The 18,455-nt window shown below is 70.8% G+C and carries 11 protein-coding genes; 4 read left to right on the forward strand and 7 right to left on the reverse strand.

Annotated features, from left to right (window positions below; all coding sequences use genetic code 11):
• Positions 1-35: 35 nt before the first annotated feature.
• The 5 genes from FCL41_RS09715 to FCL41_RS09740 form a co-directional block, all read right to left on the reverse strand.
• Positions 36-542 carry a CinA family protein gene (locus tag FCL41_RS09715; protein WP_137065841.1) on the reverse strand — a complete coding sequence of 169 codons (507 nt, stop codon included), beginning with the start codon at positions 540-542 and terminating at the stop codon, positions 36-38.
• Between the two features lie 15 nt (positions 543-557).
• Entirely contained in the window at positions 558-1,178 is a 621-nt protein-coding gene (gene pgsA / locus FCL41_RS09720; protein ID WP_137065842.1) for a CDP-diacylglycerol--glycerol-3-phosphate 3-phosphatidyltransferase, read from the reverse strand.
• A complete protein-coding gene (gene rimO, locus FCL41_RS09725) occupies positions 1,175-2,623 on the reverse strand; it encodes a 30S ribosomal protein S12 methylthiotransferase RimO (protein ID WP_212723145.1) in 1,449 nt (482 codons plus the stop codon). Before rimO ends, pgsA begins: the two co-directional genes overlap by 4 nt.
• 159 nt (positions 2,624-2,782) lie before the next feature.
• The gene (locus FCL41_RS09730) at positions 2,783-4,732 is read right to left on the reverse strand and encodes a helix-turn-helix domain-containing protein (protein WP_170970249.1); all 1,950 of its coding nucleotides are present in this window, start codon (positions 4,730-4,732) and stop codon (positions 2,783-2,785) included.
• A complete protein-coding gene (locus tag FCL41_RS09740) occupies positions 4,729-7,332 on the reverse strand; it encodes an FtsK/SpoIIIE family DNA translocase (RefSeq protein WP_137065844.1) in 2,604 nt (867 codons plus the stop codon). The genes FCL41_RS09730 and FCL41_RS09740 overlap by 4 nt, the downstream gene beginning before the upstream one ends.
• Positions 7,333-7,647: 315 nt before the next feature.
• Between FCL41_RS09740 and FCL41_RS09745 the strand changes: the two genes are divergently transcribed.
• A complete protein-coding gene (locus FCL41_RS09745) occupies positions 7,648-10,950 on the forward strand; it encodes a M4 family metallopeptidase (protein ID WP_138868060.1) in 3,303 nt (1,100 codons plus the stop codon).
• A 140-nt stretch (positions 10,951-11,090) separates the two neighbouring features.
• On the opposite strand, the gene FCL41_RS09750 is transcribed toward FCL41_RS09745, so the two are convergent.
• Both FCL41_RS09750 and FCL41_RS09755 read right to left on the reverse strand, forming a co-directional pair.
• Positions 11,091-11,939, reverse strand: coding sequence for a M56 family metallopeptidase (locus tag FCL41_RS09750; protein WP_212723123.1), 849 nt, complete (start codon positions 11,937-11,939; stop codon positions 11,091-11,093).
• A 31-nt stretch (positions 11,940-11,970) separates the two neighbouring features.
• Entirely contained in the window at positions 11,971-12,402 is a 432-nt protein-coding gene (locus FCL41_RS09755; protein ID WP_275403733.1) for a BlaI/MecI/CopY family transcriptional regulator, read from the reverse strand.
• A 128-nt stretch (positions 12,403-12,530) separates the two neighbouring features.
• Between FCL41_RS09755 and FCL41_RS09760 the strand changes: the two genes are divergently transcribed.
• Genes FCL41_RS09760 through cydD form a run of 3 tightly spaced genes read left to right on the forward strand, consistent with a single transcriptional unit; the run spans position 12,531 to position 18,402 of the window.
• Entirely contained in the window at positions 12,531-13,976 is a 1,446-nt protein-coding gene (locus FCL41_RS09760) for a cytochrome ubiquinol oxidase subunit I (RefSeq protein ID WP_137065847.1), read from the forward strand.
• A 13-nt stretch (positions 13,977-13,989) separates the two neighbouring features.
• Positions 13,990-15,030, forward strand: a complete 1,041-nt coding sequence (gene cydB / locus FCL41_RS09765; RefSeq protein WP_137065848.1) for a cytochrome d ubiquinol oxidase subunit II — start codon at positions 13,990-13,992, stop codon at positions 15,028-15,030.
• Positions 15,031-15,036: 6 nt separating this feature from the next.
• Positions 15,037-18,402 (forward strand): thiol reductant ABC exporter subunit CydD, encoded by a 3,366-nt coding sequence (gene cydD, locus FCL41_RS09770; protein WP_137065849.1) that lies wholly within the window; start codon positions 15,037-15,039, stop codon positions 18,400-18,402.
• Positions 18,403-18,455: the final 53 nt, after the last annotated feature.

Consider the following 18,455-nt stretch of genomic DNA (forward strand, 5'->3'; position numbering starts at 1 on the left):
CCTCGGTCAAGCAGTGGTTCGACGTGGGGGCAACGCTACCCGACGGCTGGTTCTTCCCTGCGGAGGATTCCGGCCAGGAGCCGTACGGCCGCGTCGACGCTCGCGCGTTGGATCTCCGCGCGGCTGCCCTCCAACGACAGCGCCTGGGAGACCACGGCGTCCGGCGAGGCCACGGCGACGTGCACCGTACCGACCTTCTTGCCCTCCTGCTCGTCCGGGCCAGCGACCCCGGTGGTGGCGACGCCGTGCGTCGCGCCGAGCAGGTCGCGTACGCCGGCGGCCATCGCCACGGCGCACTGCGACGAGACCACCCCGTGCCGCTCGACGACGTCGGCGGGGACGCCGAGCACGTCGACCTTCACCCGGGAGGCATAGGCGACCACGCCGCCCAGGAACACCTGCGACGCACCGGGCACGGCAGTCACGGCGGCGCAGACCTGGCCCCCGGTCAGGGACTCGGCGGCCGCAAGCGTGGCGCCGGCCCGACGGAGCTCAGCGACGAGCCCGGTGACCGGATCAGCGGCGTGCGGTGACGCGTCCACGAGGGCTCCTCAGGATCAGGACTTCAGGGCGGCGCGCTGGCGCCAGACCTCACGGTAGAACTCGTAGCCCGACCACAGCGTCATCACCACGGCGCCGGCGAGCGCCGCCTGACCGAGGTAGAAGACACCCTCACCGACGATGCCGAGGTTGTCGAAGGCTCCACCGTGGGCGTCGCCGTGCGGGAGCGGCATGAGCAGGAGACCGAGCGCGAGCGCCTGCAGCGCGGTCTTGATCTTGCCGGACTGGGCCGCGGGCATCACGACCTTCTTCAGCACCGAGAGGCGCAGGAGCGTGACGCTCCACTCGCGCAGCAGCACGATGATGGTCACCCACCACCACACGTCGCCGGTGATCGAGAGGCCGATGAGGGCCATGCCCGTGATCGCCTTGTCGGCGATCGGGTCGGCGATCTTGCCGAAGTCGGTGACGAGGTTGTACTTGCGGGCCAGGTCGCCGTCGATCTTGTCGGTGATCATCGCGACCGCGAAGATGGCGAAGGCGATCCACCGCCACGTCGTGGAGTCACCGCCGTCGTGCAGCAGGGCCCAGCCGAAGACCGGGACGAGCAGGATGCGGAGCGTGGTCAGTGCGTTGGGCACGTTCCAGTTGCTCGGCTTGGTGACCACCTCGGTCATCGACTCTCTCCGTTCTGCGCCTGCGCCACCAGGTCGACGCCCTGGCTCTCCACGACTTCGGCCCACACCAGGTCACCGATGCGGACGTCGGCCGCGGCACCCACGAGCTGGGTGGTGCCGTCGACCTCCGGGCCCTGGTGCTGGGCACGACCCTCGACGAGTCCGTCCTCCAGACTCTCCACGAGCACCTGGACCCGCTCTCCGATCCGCTCCTCGGCACGCTGCGTGGTCAGCTCCTCGACCAGCGCGTTGACGTGGGCGACGCGGGCGGCGACCTCGTCGGGGTCCAGTTTGCCGTCGTACGTGGCGGCCTCCGTGCCGTCCTCGTCGGAGTAGCCGAAGACACCGGTCACGTCGAGGCGGGCGGCCTCCAGGAAGTCGCAGAGCGTCTCCAGGTCCTCCTCGGTCTCACCCGGGAAGCCGACGATGACGTTGGAGCGGATGCCGGCCGACGGCGCCTCGGCGCGCACCTGGTCGAGCAGGGTCAGGAAGCTCTGCGGGTCGCCGAAGCGACGCATCCGCCGCAGCACCGAGGCGCTGGCGTGCTGGAAGGAGAGATCGAAGTAGGGCACGACGCCGGGGGTGTGCGCCACGGCCTGCACCAGCCCGGGCCGGGTCTCGGCGGGCTGCATGTAGGAGACACGCACCCACTCGATGCCGTCGATGGCGGTGAGCTCGGGCAGCAGGGTCTCGAGCAGGCGCAGGTCGCCCAGGTCCTTGCCGTACGAGGTGGAGTTCTCGCTGACGAGGAAGAGCTCCTTGACCCCCTGGGTCGCGAGCCACTGCGCCTCGTGCAGCACGTCGCTGGGACGGCGCGAGACGAAGGAGCCACGGAAGCTGGGGATGGCGCAGAAGGAGCAGCGGCGGTCGCACCCGCTCGCGAGCTTGAGCGGAGCCATGGGGCCGCCGTCGAGACGCCGGCGCATGGCGCGGGGGCCGCTGGCGGGCGACTCCGAGGCGTTGAGGTCAGGGGCCTGGATCTCCGGAGCTGCACCGTGGCCGGGGACGCTGATGGTGCTGGCGTCGCGGTCGACCGGCGAGATGGGCAGCAGCGCCCGGCGGTCGGACGGGACGTGCGGCTCGTGCTTCTCGCCGCCGATGATCGAGCGCAGGCGTGCGGCGATGTCGGGATAGTCGTCGAAGCCCAGCACGGCGTCGGCCTCGGGCAACGAGTCGGCGAGCTCCTTGCCGTAGCGCTCGGCCATGCACCCGACGGCGACGACGGCCTGCGTACGCCCGTGCTCCTTGAGGTCACTGGCCTGGAGCAGCGTGTCGACCGAGTCCTTCTTCGCGGACTCGACGAAGCCGCACGTGTTGACCACGACGGTGTCGGCGTCCTCGGGGTCCTCGACGAGGCGGAAGCCGTCGGCCTCGAGACGCCCGGCCAGCTCTTCGGAGTCGACCTCGTTGCGAGCACATCCGAGCGTCACCACTGCGACGCTGATCGGCCCGTTCTGCTGGGGGGGAGTACGCGTGTCCATCGGGAGACGAGTATGCCCGCCCGGCCTCCGAACGGCCGCATCCCCACCTGGGGTGTACGACACGTCCGGGACCGGACGGGCACGCGTCTCGCAGCCGCCCCGCAGCGGTTCGGCGGCGGGTGACTAGTCGGCGTACGTCCCCTGGGCGGGCTCCCCCGGCTGGCCGACGGCACCACGCTCGGTGCCGGCGACCGTCACAGTGACCGAGCCGTCGCTGGCCTGCACGCGCACCGGCGGGCTGGCCTTGACCTCGGTGCTCTGGCCGATGGCGAGGTTGCCCTGGAAGACGATGGTGCCGCCGGCGTCGCGGACGACCACCTCGGCGCCGCTCGTGGGCGCGAGCACCGTGACCTTGACCGGATCGGCGAGGGCGTTGCCGATGCCGCCGGGGCCGCCCGAGCCGTTGAGGACCGGGGTGTCGGCCGTGTCCTGCGGCGCGTCCATGACCAGGCGGGCGACCGACCAGACGAGGACCAGGGCCATCACCACAGCGACCAGGATCGACCAGTTGGGACCGCCCCTGGTGCCCCGGATCGAGCCGTGGGAGCCCGTGGCCAGCTCGGCCTCGAAGACCCGGCGCGGGTCGATGGGGGCGTTGGCGTACCGCTCGTCGTAGGAGACGAGCAGGGGCGTCACGTCGACGCCCAGCACCCGGGCCAGGGTGCGCAGGTGGCCGCGGGCGTAGAAGTCGCCGCCGCACGGGACGAAGTCATCGACCTCGATGGCCTCGATCACGTGGGGACGGATGCGGGTGCGCTCGGCGAGCTGGTCGGTGCTCAGCCCCAGCCGGGTGCGAGCCGCACGCAGCTCGGGTCCGACGACCGGGTCCTGGGCCGGCTCGACCACGAAGTCGTCGACCACGACGGGAGCGACCGGCTGACCCTCGCGGGCGATCGGGCTGACTCGCTCGCCCCATGCCTGGTCCTCCTCGAAGAGCTCGAGCTCGGCGCTGTCCAGCACCTGGGTCTCGTCCGGGCGGTGGGCCGCACTGCTCAGCGCCTCGCTGCGGGAGGGGGCGATGATCGAGCGCACAGGGGCAGGCGTCTCACTCGGCTCGACCTCGAGGTCGACCGCGTCCGTCTCGTCGGCCGGGAGGGCGTCGACCGTGGCGACCGACTCGTCGTCGGACTCCGAGGGGCGTCGTGCGGCGAGGGCGGAGACGCTCGCACGGGCCCTGGCGAGCAGCGCGCTGGTACGGGTGCGGACGACGCCTGCAGGGGCCTCGGCGTCGTCACGGGGGTGCAGGTCGACCGCGTCAGTCTCGACCTGCTCGACCTGGAGTGCGTCAGCCGCGAGGACGCGCGGTGCCTCGTCACGGGCCGGAGCACCCGGGGTGGCCCCGTCCTCGGCCACGTCGGTGGCCGCGTCGGTGGCCGCGTCTGCGGGCATGTCGGCGGCCACGTCTGGGGCCACGTCTGGGGCCACGTCTGCGACCGGGGGCATCTCACCCACGACCACGACCTCGGCGCCTCGGTGCGCGAGCCGGTCGAGGCCAACCGTGAGGTCCTCGCCGCCGCCCACGACTCGGGTGCCGAGACCCAGCGGAAGGGCGAAGGGGCCGCCGTAGAGACGCCGGGCGACACCGGCGTGACGGGCGGCGGGTGAGCCGACCTCGGCCAGCAGCCGGTCGGGGTTGCGCGGGACGACGTTGAGCACGCCGTCGCGCGTCAGGCCACGACGCGGACGGTGCTCGACCCGCTCGACGGCCGACCACGGCAGGCCGACCCAGGCGCGGCCGAGACGCAGGCGTACGCCCTGGTCGTCGGCGACGAGCAGAGGGGTGCGCGCGTCCACGCAGGTGGCGAGCCAGAACGCAGCGAGGGCGCCCATGAGCACCACCAGGACCCAGTCGCCGACGGCACCGGTGCTGATCGCCCGACCGAACCAGGCGATCGCCACACCGGAGGCGAGCATGCCGACGACAGCCGCGACGGCGGCGTTGCGCCGGACCTCCACGATCTCGCCGGCCAACGTCAGCCCCGCCTGGTCGGTCGCGCGTCCCTCATCGGTACGGCCCTCGTCGTCGTGGAACTGCTCGTTGATGTTCGTCGCTGTGTTCGTCGCTGTGTTCATCGCTCCCCCTCGAGCGTCGCGATCACTGAGTCGATCTCGTCGGGCTTGACCAGGACGTCGCGTGCCTTCGATCCCTCGCTGGGACCGACCACGCCACGACTCTCCAGGATGTCCATGAGGCGCCCGGCCTTGGCGAAGCCGACGCGCAGCTTGCGCTGGAGCATCGACGTCGAGCCGAACTGGGTGGAGACGACGAGCTCGACGGCCTGGACCACGAGGTCGAGGTCGTCACCGATGTCGTCGTCGAGCTCGCGCTTGGAGGCCGCGGGTGCGGTGACCTCCTCGACGTAGGTCGGCTCGAGCTGGTTCTTGCACGCCGCGACGACCTCCTGGATCTCCGCCTCGGTCACCCAGGCGCCCTGCACGCGGATCGGCTTGGAGGCACCCATCGGCAGGAAGAGGCCGTCACCCTGGCCGACGAGCTTCTCGGCGCCAGGCTGGTCGAGGATGACGCGGCTGTCGCCGAGGCTGGAGGTGGCGAAGGCGAGACGCGACGGCACGTTGGCCTTGATCAGGCCGGTCACGACGTCCACCGAGGGGCGCTGGGTGGCCAGCACCAGGTGGATGCCCGCCGCACGCGCCAGCTGGGTGATGCGCACGATCGCGTCCTCGACGTCGCGCGGCGCGACCATCATCAGGTCGGCGAGCTCGTCGACGATCACCAGCAGGTAGGGGTAGGGGGTGAGCACGCGCTCGCTGCCCGGCGGGACCTCCACCTTGCCTGCGCGGACGGCCTTGTTGAAGTCGTCCAGGTGGCGGAAGCCGAAGTTGGCCAGGTCGTCGTAGCGCATGTCCATCTCGCGCACGACCCACTGCAGTGCCTCGGCAGCCTTCTTGGGGTTCGTGATGATCGGCGTGATGAGGTGCGGGATGCCCTCGTAGGAGTTGAGCTCCACGCGCTTCGGGTCGACCATGATCATCCGGACCTCGTCCGGCGTCGCCCGCATCATGATCGAGGTGATCATCGAGTTGATGAAGGACGACTTTCCGGAGCCGGTGGCACCGGCGACCAGCAGGTGGGGCATCTTGGCCAGGTTGGCCACCACGAAGCCACCCTCGACGTCCTTGCCGAGGCCGGCCACCATCGGGTGGTGGTTGTTGCGGGCCACGTCGGAGCGCAGCACGTCGCCCAACGAGACGATCTCCTTGTCGGCGTTGGGGATCTCGACACCGACCGCGGACTTGCCGGGGATCGGGCTGAGGATCCGCACGTCGGCGGAGGCCACCGCGTACGCGATGTTGCGCTGGATGTTGGTGATCTTCTCGACCTTGACGCCCGGGCCGAGCTCGACCTCGTAGCGGGTCACGGTCGGACCACGGGTGTAGCCGGTGACGTGGGCGTCGATGCCGAACTCGTCGAGCACCTGCGTCAGACGGCCGACGACGTCGTCGGAGGCCTTCGTACGCGCCTTGTGCGGCGACCCCGGCTGGAGCACGTTGCTGCCCGGCAGGGTGTAGGTGATGTCGCCCGACAGGGCGAGCTGCTCGACGCGGGGCGGGAGCGGGGTGTGCGGCGGGGGCTCGACGACGGCGCCGGGGCTCGGTTCGTCGACGGCGGGCGGGGAGAAGATGCCGACTCCGGCGTCGGTCGACTCGGCGTCGTGCTCCAGGGCGACGTCGATCGGGTCGGGCCGGCGACGGCGCTTGGTGATCTCGCGGTCCTCGACGAGGGGGGTGTCGTACGCCGGGTCCCCGGCCTCGGGGTCGATCTCGTCGTCGAGGCGACGGCCGCGACGGCGCGGGCCCTCCTCGTCGTCCCCCTCGTCGTAGTGGCGCCCGAGCAGGCGGTCGCGCAGCTCGGCGAGCCGGACAGGGATCTGGTAGATCGGGGTGGCGGTGATGACCAGCACGCCGAAGACGGTGACCAGCACCAGGATCGGCACCACGACGAAGGGGGTGCGCAGCAGGTCGAGCAGCAGGCTGGAGACGACGAACCCGATCGCTCCGCCGGCCCCCTGCAGCTCGCTGGCGTCACCCAGGCTGGGCTGGGGGTTGCCGTTGGCGATGTGCACGAGCCCGAGGACGCCCAGCAGCACGGCCGTCCAACCGATGATCTGACGGCCCACGGGACCGTTGCGCTCGGGGTCGCGCAGCGTGCGCCACCCCAGGTAGGTGAAGGCGAGGGGCACCGCCCACGCGACCTTGCCGACGGTGCCGGCGGTCGCGGAGCGGACCAGGTCCATGGCGCCGCCCGGCGGCTGCCACCACACGGCTCCGGCGACCACGAGGGCCAGGCCGAGCATGAAGAGTCCGACGCCGTCACGCCGCAGCGCCGGATCGAGGTCACGGGCACCGTGGCCGACGCTGCGAGCCACCGCTCCCGCGCCGTGGGCCAGGCCCATCCAGGTGGCGACCAGCGCGCGCCCGAGGGCTGCGAAGGTCCGGCTCACCGGGCCGGGGCCGTTGCGGACCGCACGAGGAGCCGGTCGTCGCGCCGCCTGCGACGGGCGTGACGAACCACGTCCTGCCGCTTTGGGGGCAGGACGTGAGGCACTCTTGCCGGCTCCGCTCGAGCCAGTACTCCGTGATCGGGTGTTCGAACCCTTGCTGGAAGAGCTCGAACTCCGCGACCGCGGCGGGGAAGACGTACGGGTCGCCATGCTGCGACCCTAGTTGATCCGTCTCACCAGTCACATGAACCACAGGTGCGTGTCGCCCGCGCTCACTCCCCACCGGGCACCGCACGGAGAAGGATCTTCACGCTTGCCCTTTACGGCCCGGCAATTGTCTCCCTAGGGTGACGGCAACCACACATTCTCGGGTGGCGACGGCACAGTTGGATTCGGAAGGAAGACGACGTGAAGCTCCTCTCCCAGGGGCTTGCGCTGGTGGTGATCGGAGCGGGCCTCTCAGCCGCTCCCCTGGCCGCTGCACAAGCCCGACCCAGTACACCCACACCCCCGGGTGTGCAGTCGATGAAGTCACAGGCCGAGGGCACCACCACGGTCTCCGCCGAGCCGGCCACCGGCCGCGTCGGCTTCATTCGCGTCAAGGGCTCCGGCGACCTCCTGCCCGGCCGCTCCGCCAAGGGCGAGAGCGGTGCCGCTGCCAAGGCCACCGCGTACGTCACCCAGCACGCCGCCGCGTTCGGCGCCCGGGCCGGTGAGCTCACCCAGGCCGGCGTCCAGTCGTCGAAGACCGGGTGGACCGTGGACTTCGAGCAGTCCTACAAGGGCGTGCCGGTCTTCGGCGCCATGCTCCGGGCCCACGTCGACTCCCAGGGTGACCTCGTCTCCGTCAACGGCTACGCAGCTCCCGGGCTCGACCTCTCGGTCAACCCCCGGCTCAGCGCGGAGGCCGCGGCCGAGCGTGCGGTCGCGACCGTGCGCGAGGAGCCGCCGGGCGAGAACGGCGCGGCCGACACCACGGGCATCAAGGCCGTCGCCACCGACCTCGTCGTCTACCGCATCGGCGCCACCCGTGGCGTCGAGGGCAAGGCTACCTTGGCCTACACGGTGGAGGTCAGCAACGAGCGCAACGTGCGCGACGTCGTCTTCGTCGACGCCACCCACGGCAAGCTGCTCAACCGCTACTCCATGGTCCACGAGGCCCTCGACCGTCGCCTGTACGAGGCCGACGCGCAGCGCAACCTCACCCTCGTGTGGCAGGAGGGCGACCCCCTGCTCCCCGACCCGGCAGCCACCGTCAACCCCGACCAGGACTCGATGGTGAAGAGCTCGGGCGAGGCCTACTGGCTCTTCCGCAACGCGTTCGGCCGCGACTCCTACGACGGGGAGGGCGAGCCGATGAACATCGTCAACAACGACCCCGCGATCCAGTGCCCCAACGCCAACTGGAACGGCGTCACCACCAACTACTGCAACGGCGTCTCCTCCGACGACGTGGTCGCACACGAGTGGGGGCACGCCTACACCGAGTACACGTCCGGCCTGATCTACCAGTGGCAGTCGGGTGCGCTCAACGAGTCCTACTCCGACATCTGGGGCGAGACCCTCGACCTGGTCAACGGCCGCCTGGACGAGGACGAGGGTGACATCACCACGCCGCGCACGGTCGACCAGTGCTCCACCTCCACGCGTGGCGACATCACCATGACCATCGATGCCCCCGCATCGATCGCCGGTCCCTGCGCCGACGCCGCCCCGGCAGCATTCGGTCCCGTCTTCAGCCCGGGCGGAGTGACCGCGACCGTCGTCGTGGCCGTCGACCCCGACGAGGGCGCCGACTACACGACCACCGACGCATGCTCCCCGTTCACCAACGCGGGTGCCGTGAGCGGCAACTTCGCCTACGCCGACCGCGGCGGCTGCACCTTCGCCACCAAGGCCGCCAACGCCGAGGCCGCCGGAGCCACCGGCATCGTCGTCGGCGACAACGCGGCCGGCCGGCTGCCGCTGCAGATGTCCGGTGACGCCGACATCTACGGAGCGATGGTGCGCCAGGAGGACGGCACCAAGATCAAGTCCGCCACCGAGCCGGTGACGGTCACGATCAAGGACGCCGGCACGACGCCCAAGGAGGAGAGCCTGCGCTGGCTCGTCGGCGAGGACTCCAGCGCCTTCGGCGGCGCGATCCGCGACATGTGGAACCCCACCTGCTACGGAGACCCGGGCAAGGTGACCGACGCCGAGTACCACTGCGACACCTCCGACGCCGGTGGTGTGCACAGCAACTCGGGCGTGCCCAACCGCACCTTCACGCTGCTCACCGACGGTGGCACCTACAACGAGGTCGCCGTCTCCGGCATCGGCATCGACAAGGCCGCGGCCATCCACTGGCGGGCCCAGTCGGAGTACCTCACGCCGGTCTCCGACTTCGTCGACCACGCCGACGCCCTCGAGGCCTCGTGCGCCGACCTGGTCGGGACCACCGTCACCAAGTTGACGACGACGCCCGACGCCTCCCCGGTCGCAGCCGGGCAGGTCACGGCGGGCGACTGTGCGCAGGTCGCTGCCGCGACCGCAGCAACCGAGCTGCGTACGCCGCCGGAGCAGTGCAACTTCCAGCCGATGTTCGACCCGAACACCCCGTCACTGTGCGGCGACGGGCTGAGCACGAAGACCATCTGGAGCGAGGACTTCGAGGACGGCCTGGCTGGCTGGGCGACCTCGCAGGAGGTCGTCTACGAAGATGGCTTCGGAGCACCGTGGGAGTCGGTCTCGGACGCGCCGGGCACGAACGCCACCAAGGTGGCCTACGGTCCGGCTCCCGACCGGGGCGACTGCCAGGCAGGTGAGAACGACTTCTCCAGCCGCGACTCGATCACGAGCACCACGATCGAGCTGCCCGGAGCGGGTCACCGATTCCCGAAGCTCTCGTTCGACCACTACGTGGCGACCGAGTCGGGATACGACGGCGGCAACGTCAAGATCAGCGTCAACGGTCGCGACTTCGCCCCCATCCCGCGTGAGGCCTACCTCTTCAACGCGCCCACGACGCTGACCTCCGAGGCCACCAACACCAGCCCGTTGGCCGGGGAACCGGGCTTCACCGGCACCGACGGCGGCGAGCTGACCGGCACCTGGGGAACCTCCATCGTCGACCTGGCCGCGGCCGGGGCGAAGGCGGGCGACCTCATCAAGCTCCGCTTCGACATCGGGCGTGACGGCTGTGGCGGCCTCGACGGCTGGTACGTCGACAACGTCGAGATCAGCAGCTGCCTGGTGGCGACCGACGTGGAGGCCACCCACTCCCCCTCGCCGGTCGTCGAGGGCAAGGCCTCGAAGATCACGGTCGAGGTCTCGCGCGACGGTACGTCCGGCACGGCCCCCACGGGCCGCGTCGAGCTCACCGACGAGGACGGAGAGGTGATCGGCAACAAGGCGCTGCGCGACGGCAAGGTCACGTTCGACGTGCCGAAGAACCTGCCGGTGGGCAACCACACCTTCACCGCCTCCTACCTCGGGTCCGGGCAGTTCGCCCCGGGCACGGACGAGGTGAGGGTGACGGTCAAGGCGAAGGCCAAGGCCGGGTCCACGACCCGGGCGACGGTGAAGCCGAAGTCGCAGCGGCCGCGTCAGGACTTCAAGGTGACGGTGAACGTGAAGTCGTCCGCCGTGAAGAACGTCTCCGGCAAGGTCGTCCTCCGCGTCAAGGGCGCGAAGGTCGGCCAGGGGACGCTGCGCAACGGCAAGGTCGTCATCACCGTGCGCCGCAACTTCAAGCCCGGCACGTACACCCTGGTCGCTGCCTACCAAGGCTCGAAGGCGGTCAAGGCGAGCCGGGTCACCGTGAAGTTCACGGTGCGGAAGAGGTGATCGCCTGACCCGCTCCTGAGCCGGTCCGGGAGACCACCGGCCAAGGACAGCCCCCAAGGAAAACAGCGGAACCCCGCCGACGTGCGCGTCGGCGGGGTTCCCTGCGTCATGGCCACCTGCGTCGTGCACCTGCGTGGCTCCTACAGCTCGTTGAGCCAGGGCGCCACGACCAGCGCGGTCGGGGCCACCAGCAGGGCCCAGGAGACGGCCAGCAGGCAGAACACCTGCAACGGTCGCGGCTTGAGGTCGCCCAGCACCCGGACCCGCTCGACGAGGTCCACGGTGCCCACGCCCATGGCCCCCTCCGGCGCGCGTCCGCTGGCCATCGCCAGGAGCGCGTGGGCGAGGTCCTTCGGACTCCCCACCCTGAGGGCGGCGCGGTCAGCCAGAATCTCCACCAGGAGCCGGACCTCGCGCAGCGCAGCGCTCGAGGAGACCCAGGCCGGGAACGCCCGGTGCAGCACCGTGAACGCCTCGAGCACGAGGTCGTGGCGAGCCTTGAGGTGCGCCTTCTCGTGGGCGAAGACGGCGTCGAGCTGACGTTTCTCCAGCCGCTGCAACGCAGCGCCCGAGACGACGACGCGGGGGTTGCCCACGCCCGGGACGCAGTACGCCACCGGAACGTCGTGGTCCAGCACGCGTACCCGCCCGTGGCTGCCCAGACGGTCCGCGACCAGGTCGAGCTGCTCGCGGTGGCGTCGACGGGTCGCCCGCAGGGACGTGCCCACGCGGTGGCCCGAGATCAGCAGGCGAATGACCACCGAGACGGTCAGCAGTCCGGCCAGCACGGCAGCGGTCGACCCCCAGGGCGCGTGGTCCTTGTTCCACGTGGAGTCGGTGATCAGCGACAACCCCGCTCCGACCGCGGAGAGCACGGCGGCGAGCGCGACGGCCTGCCACAGCACCATCGAGGCAAAGGGGGTGTGGTGCAGCCACTTCCAGCGCGCGAGAAGGGCAGGGACGGGACCAGCCAGGAGGACGGCGATCACTCCCAGGACAAAAGGAGTCATCGACCGGCGTTCAGTCGGCGTCCAGGGCGGCGAGCGCCCGACGCAGCGCGGCCAGGTCCTCGGCGGAGGCCTCCTCCACGAAGGCGACCAGCGCCGGCTCGCGGTCGCCGGAGCCGAGGTCGGAGAGAGTGCCACGCATCAGGTCGGCGGTCATCGCCGCCCGCGTGGTGCGCGCCGCGTACCGGTAGGCACGACCGTCCTTGTGCTGGATGGTCATCCCCTTGCGGGCGAGGCGGTCCATCACGGTCATCACGGTCGTGTAGGCGACGTCGCGCCCCTGCGACAGAGTGGCGTGGACCTGACGAACGGTCACCTCGTGGCCCTCCTCGAGGTCCCACAACACGTCCATCACCGCACGTTCGAGGTCGCCCAGCGATGCCTTGCCAGTGCTGCGCGAAGTGAGTCGTCGGCCTTCGGATGGGGCTTCTCTCTTCGTGGTCACCCCCCAAGTGTACCTACGTGTCAACCCGTACTACGCTCGGTAGTAATTCGTACTACTACTCGTAGTAGACGGGTGGACGGACCGAGGTTCCGGCCGGCCACCCGACCCACACTCACGCTGGAGGAACCGTGGAAGTCCTGGACATCGCCAGATGGCAGTTCGGCATCATCACCGTCTACCACTTCCTGTTCGTGCCGCTCACCATCGGCCTGACCATGCTCATCGCGGTCATGGAGACGATCTGGGTGCGCACGCGCAAGGAGGAGTACCTGCGCCTGGTCAAGTTCTTCGGGAAGCTCTTCCTGATCAACTTCGCCCTCGGTCTCGTGACCGGCATCGTGCAGGAGTTCCAGTTCGGCATGAACTGGTCGGACTACTCCCGCTTCGTCGGTGACGTCTTCGGCGCTCCCCTGGCGGTGGAGGGACTGCTCGCCTTCTTCCTCGAGTCGACCTTCCTCGGCCTGTGGATCTTCGGCTGGGACAAGCTCCCCCGCGCCCTGCACGCCGCCTGCATGTGGCTCGTCCACCTCGGCACGCTCGCGTCGGCCTGGTTCATCCTCGCCGCCAACAGCTGGATGCAGCACCCGGTCGGTCACACGTACAACCCCGAGACGGGTCGCGCCGAGCTGGTCGACTTCGCCGCGGTGATGTTCAACAAGGTCCAGCTGGTCACGTTCCCGCACGTCGTGCTCGCGGCGTACATGACCGCCGGTGCCTTCATGGTCGGCGTGGCCGCCTACCTCTACGTCTCGAAGCGCCACGAGCACGACAAGTCGCTCTACCACAAGGCGATCCGCATCGGCGCCGTCGCCGCCCTCGTCGGCGGCATGGGCGTCGCGGTCTCGGGTGACATCCAGGGCAAGATCATGACCGACGTCCAGCCCATGAAGATGGCAGCCGCGGAGGGTCTGTACGAGACCACGACGACCGCACCCTTCTCGGTGCTCACGGTGGGCAGCCTGGACGGCTCCGAGGCACTCGGCCTGATCGAGATCCACGGGCTCACCTCGTTCCTCGCCACCGGCTCCTTCAACGGCACGGTGGAGGGCATCAACCCCCTGCGCGAGCGCTACATCGAGGAGTACGGCCAGGACCCGGGCGCCGCCTACTACAGCTCGACCGGCTACGTCCCGGTCATCCCGATCACCTACTGGTCGTTCCGCTTCATGATGGGTCTGGGCATCTGGGTCGCCATGGGTGCGGCCATCCTGCTCTGGGCCACGCGCAAGGGTCGTACGCCGGTGGGTCGCCGCTGGCCCGCGATCCTCGGCCTCTCGTTGCCCATCACGGCCGTCGCGGCCAACTCGTTCGGCTGGATCTTCACCGAGATGGGCCGCCAGCCCTGGGCCGTCTACGGGCTGATGACCACCGAGAACGCCGTCTCGCCGGGCGTGAGCGTCTTCGAGGCCGCCACCTCGCTGATCGTGCTCACCCTGCTCTACGCGGTGCTCGCGGTCGTGGAGGTCGCGCTCCTCGTGAAGTACGTCAAGATCGGCGCGGAGCCCTTCGCCGAACCACCGGACGTCCCCCTGGGCGGCAACGACGACGACCGCCCCATGGCGTTCGCGTACTGAGAGGAGAAGAACCATGGAACTCACCACAGTCTGGTTCGCGCTCATCGCGATCCTCTGGATCGGCTACTTCACGCTCGAGGGCTTCGACTTCGGTGTCGGCATGCTGCTGCCGAAGCTGGCGAGGAACGAGAAGGAACGCCGTGTCATGTACAACACCGTCGGCCCGGTCTGGGACGGCAACGAGGTGTGGGTGCTGGTCGCGGGCGGTGCCACCTTCGCCGCCTTCCCCGAGTGGTACGCCACGCTCTTCAGCGGCTTCTACCTGCCACTGCTCCTCATCCTGGTCGCGCTGATCGTCCGCAACCTCGCCTTCGAGTACCGGCACAAGCGTGACGACGACAGGTGGCGCAAGCGGTGGGACTGGGCGCTCATCCTCGGCTCCTGGACACCTGCGGTGCTGTGGGGCGTGGCCTTCGCCAACATCGTGGCCGGCGTGCCGATCGACGCCGAGAAGGAGTTCACCGGAACCCTCTTCACCCTGCTCAACCCCCTGGGCCTGCTGGGTGGACTGGTGACGGCCAGCCTCTTCGCCACCCATGGCGCGATCTTCGTCGCCCTGAAGACCGACGGCGAGATCCGTCACCGGGCCCGTGACATGGCCGCCAAGCTGGGCGTGCTGGCCGCGGTCCTGGCAGTCGTCTTCATGGTCTGGATCCAGATGAAGACCGGGAGCCTCGCCTCCGCCGTCGCCTTCGTGCTGGCCGCGCTGGCCCTGGTCGCTGGTCTCGTCGCCAACCTGAGGGGCCGCGAGGGCTGGGCCTTCATCGGCACCTTCACCACGATCGCGCTGGCAGTCGGGGGCCTCTTCCTGGCCCTCTTCCCCGACGTGATGCCGTCGACGACGGACGCTGCCTTCTCGCTCACCACCACCAACGCGGCGGCCACGGCCTACACGCTGAAGGTGATGACGTGGGTGGCGGTGATCTTCACGCCGATCGTGCTGATGTACCAGGCGTGGACCTACTGGATCTTCCGCAAGCGCATCACCGTGGCGCACATCCCCGACCCCGAGGACTTCACGAGCCTCGCCCCTGCCGAGACCTTGGAGAAGTGACCTGAGATGAAGCCCTTCGACCCTGCGCTCGTCCCGCACCTCCTGCCAGCCCGCCGCCCCTTGGTGGTCGGTCTGGTGGCCGGGACGGCGCAGGGTCTGCTGGCCGTCGCCCAGGCCTGGGCGGTCGGTGTGCTGATCGTCCGGCTCGTCACCGAGCCGACCGGCGACGGCTGGCACTCCCCCGCCCTGTGGCTGGGGGCCGTCGTCGTGGCGCGTGCGCTCGCGACGTACGTCGTGGACGTCACGGGGGCCCGCGCCTCGGCGATCGTCTCGACGACCCTGCGCCGGCGCCTGCTGGCCTCGGCCTCCCGCCTCCAGGCCGTCGAGCTGTCGCAGCAGCGCACGGGCGAGATGACCGCCCTGGCCACCCGCGGAATGGCCTCGGTCGAGCCGTACCTCACCCGGTACCTGCCTTCACTCGTCCTGGCTGCCGTGCTGCCGGCCGCCACGGTGGCCACCATCTTCTGGCTCGACTGGTTCTCGGGCCTGATCGTCGTGCTGACCCTTCCGCTCGTGCCGATCTTCGCGATCCTGATCGGGCTCAACACCAAGGACCGCGCCGAGCGGCAGTGGCGCGAGATGGCGACGCTCTCGGGCCACTTCCTCGACGTCGTACGCGGTCTGCCCACCCTGGTCGCGCACCGCCGGGCCACCGCCCAGTCGCGCACCATCCGTGCCGTCACCGACCGCTATCGCCGCGCGACGCTGGAAACCCTCAAGATCGCCTTCGTCTCCTCGGCCGCGCTGGAGTTCATCGCGACCATCTCGGTCGCCCTCGTCGCCGTCGTCGTGGGCCTGCGCCTGGCCGCTGGCGGCCTCGACTTCGAGACCGCCCTGATCGTGCTCCTGCTGGCCCCCGAGGCCTACTGGCCGTGGCGCCGGGTGGGTGCGGAGTTCCACGCCGCGGCCGAGGGCACGGCCACCTTCGAGGCCGCGTCGGCACTGCTCGACGACGGCGCGACCACGCCCGACGACACGGCCACCCCGCTCGCCCTCGGCCAGGGTCTGCGCGTCGAGGGACTCAGCTTCGTCTACCCCGGTCGCCAGGACCCTGCGTTGGCGCCGCTCACCGTCGACCTCGGTCAGCGCGGCCTTGTCGCGGTGACCGGGCCCTCGGGTGGCGGCAAGTCGACCCTCCTGGCGCTCCTGCTCGGCGAGCTCACCCCGACCACCGGCGTCGTCACCGTCGACGGGACCCCGCTCACCGCCGACCGCCTCGCCGCCAGGCGTGCCACGGTCGCCACGGCCCCGCAGCGGCCGTGGCTGACCGCCGGATCCATCGCCGAGAACCTGCGGCTCGGACGACCCGACGCCGGCCCGGAGCAGCTCTGGCAGGCGCTCGAGGCGGTCGACCTGCACACGGTCGTCGCTGCCCTGCCCCAGGGCCTCGACACCCCGCTGGGTGAGGACGGAGCCGGGCTGTCCGCCGGCCAGCGAGCCCGCCTGGGCCTGGCCCGCGTCGTCCTGGCCGCCCGTCCGGTCGTCCTCCTCGACGAGCCGAGCGCCCACCTCGACAGCGAGTCGGAGGCGATCCTGCTCGACACGCTGCGCCGCCTCGCCCAGGACGCCCTCGTGGTCGTCGTCGCCCACCGCGACACGGTGGTCGCGAGCGCCGACCGGGTGGTCGCGGTGATCCCGCCGGCCCGCCACCCGGCCCCCGCCGACACCGACCTGACCGATCTCGCAACCGCGGCCTCGCAGGCCGCACGCCCGGTGCCGGTTGTCGAGCTGGACGACGAGCCAGCTCGCTGGGGCGTGCGCACCGGGACCCTGCTGGGCGCCCTCTCGGTCACCTCCGGTGTCGCCCTGACCGCGACCGCCGCATGGCTGATCACCCGCGCCTCCGAACACCCGCCGGTGATGTACCTCATCGTCGCGATCGTCGGCGTCCGCACCTTCGGCCTGGCCCGGCCGGTGCTGCGCTACGTCGAGCGCCTGGTCTCCCACGACGCCGCCTTCCGCATGCTGGCCGAGCGTCGTGCCCAGGTGTACGACGCCCTGGTGCCGCTGGTGCCCGGCCGGCTCGGGGTGCGCCGCGGCGACCTCCTCACCAGCGTCGTCGACGACGTCGACGCCCTGGTCGACGAGCAGCTGCGGGTGCGTCAGCCCCGCGCCACGGCCTTGCTCGTCGCCGGTGTCGCGCTGCTGTTCACCGTCCTGCTCCACCCCCTCGGCGCGGCCGTCATCGCCGGACTCTGCCTCGTCGGGCTGGCGGCGCACCTGGTCACGTGGGCCGGTGTCCGCTCCGCCGAGTCCGACTTCGTCTCGGCCCGTGCCGCCGTCTCGACCCAGGTCGAGACCTACCTGCACAGCCTGCGCCAGTGGGTCCTGTGGCAGGCCGACGGCCGCGTCCTCGACGACGTCGACGCCGCCTCGAACCGTCTCGGGCGTGCCGCGACCCGCTCGACCCGTGCCAGCGCAGCCGGACACGCCCTGGTCATCCTGGCCTGCGGCCTGGGGCTGGTGCTGATGGCGCGGGTGATGGCCGCGCCGCTGGCCGAGGGCGCCATCTCGCCCGCCATGACGGCGTTGCTGGTGATGCTGCCCCTGGCTCTGGTCGACGTCTTCGGACCGCTGGTCGACGCCGCCCCGGTGGCGGTGCGCACCCGCGCAGCCCGTGAGCGCCTCGACGCCCTGACGAGCATGAGCCCCGCCGTCACGGTCGCCGAGGACGCGTCCACCACTCCCCTGTCGGCCCACCCGTCCGGTCAGCTCGAGCACGTGTCGCTGGGCTGGGGTGACACCCCCGCGGTGACCGACCTCGACCTGTCGCTGCCCGCCGGCGCCAGGGTCGGCCTCGTCGGTCCCAGCGGATGCGGCAAGTCCACCGTCGCCGCCGGCCTGCTGCGCTTCCTCGACCCGAGCGCCGGACGCCTCACCTGGGACGGCACGGACGCGCGCGCCCTGCACCCGGACACGATCCGCGAGCGCGTCGGCCTCGTCGACGACGACCCGTACGTCTTCGCCTCGACCGTGCTCGAGAACGTACGCCTGGCGAAGCCCGGGGCCGACGACGCGGCCGTGCTGGACGCCTTGTCGCGCGCCCACCTGGGCCCGTGGGTGGCCTCGTTGCCGCACGGCGCAGGGACCATGGTCGGCGAGGGTCACGCCCACGTGTCGGGCGGCGAGCGCGCACGGCTCGCGATGGCCCGCGCACTGCTGGCCGACCAGCCGGTGCTGGTGCTGGACGAGCCGACGGCCCACCTCGACTCGGAGACGGCGCGCGCAGTCTCCGACGAGCTGCTCGCCGATGCCGGACGTACGGTCGTGTGGATCACCCACGGGACCATCGGACTGGACGAGATGGACCACGTCGTGAGTCTCGAGCACGTGGAGGCTCCCGCCGACCTCGTCGCCCACCGCGCGGGCTGAGGCTGCCGACCAGCCCTGTCGCTGCCGAACGGGTCAACCCCGCAACGACGACG

The sequence above is a fragment of the Nocardioides jishulii genome, assembly GCF_006007965.1.
GTDB lineage: Bacteria > Actinomycetota > Actinomycetes > Propionibacteriales > Nocardioidaceae > Nocardioides > Nocardioides jishulii.

Excerpts from the sequence above, each read along its gene's own strand:
- pgsA (WP_137065842.1), bottom strand. The coding sequence starts at position 1,178 with ATGACCGAGGTGGTCACCAAGCCGAGCAACTGGAACGTGCCCAACGCA.
- FCL41_RS09730 (WP_170970249.1), bottom strand. The coding sequence starts at position 4,732 with ATGAACACAGCGACGAACACAGCGACGAACATCAACGAGCAGTTCCAC.
- FCL41_RS09740 (WP_137065844.1), bottom strand. The coding sequence starts at position 7,332 with ATGGCGACCCGTACGTCTTCCCCGCCGCGGTCGCGGAGTTCGAGCTCT.
- FCL41_RS09745 (WP_138868060.1), top strand. The coding sequence starts at position 7,648 with ATGAAGTCACAGGCCGAGGGCACCACCACGGTCTCCGCCGAGCCGGCC.
- cydB (WP_137065848.1), top strand. The coding sequence starts at position 13,990 with ATGGAACTCACCACAGTCTGGTTCGCGCTCATCGCGATCCTCTGGATC.
- cydD (WP_137065849.1), top strand. The coding sequence starts at position 15,037 with ATGAAGCCCTTCGACCCTGCGCTCGTCCCGCACCTCCTGCCAGCCCGC.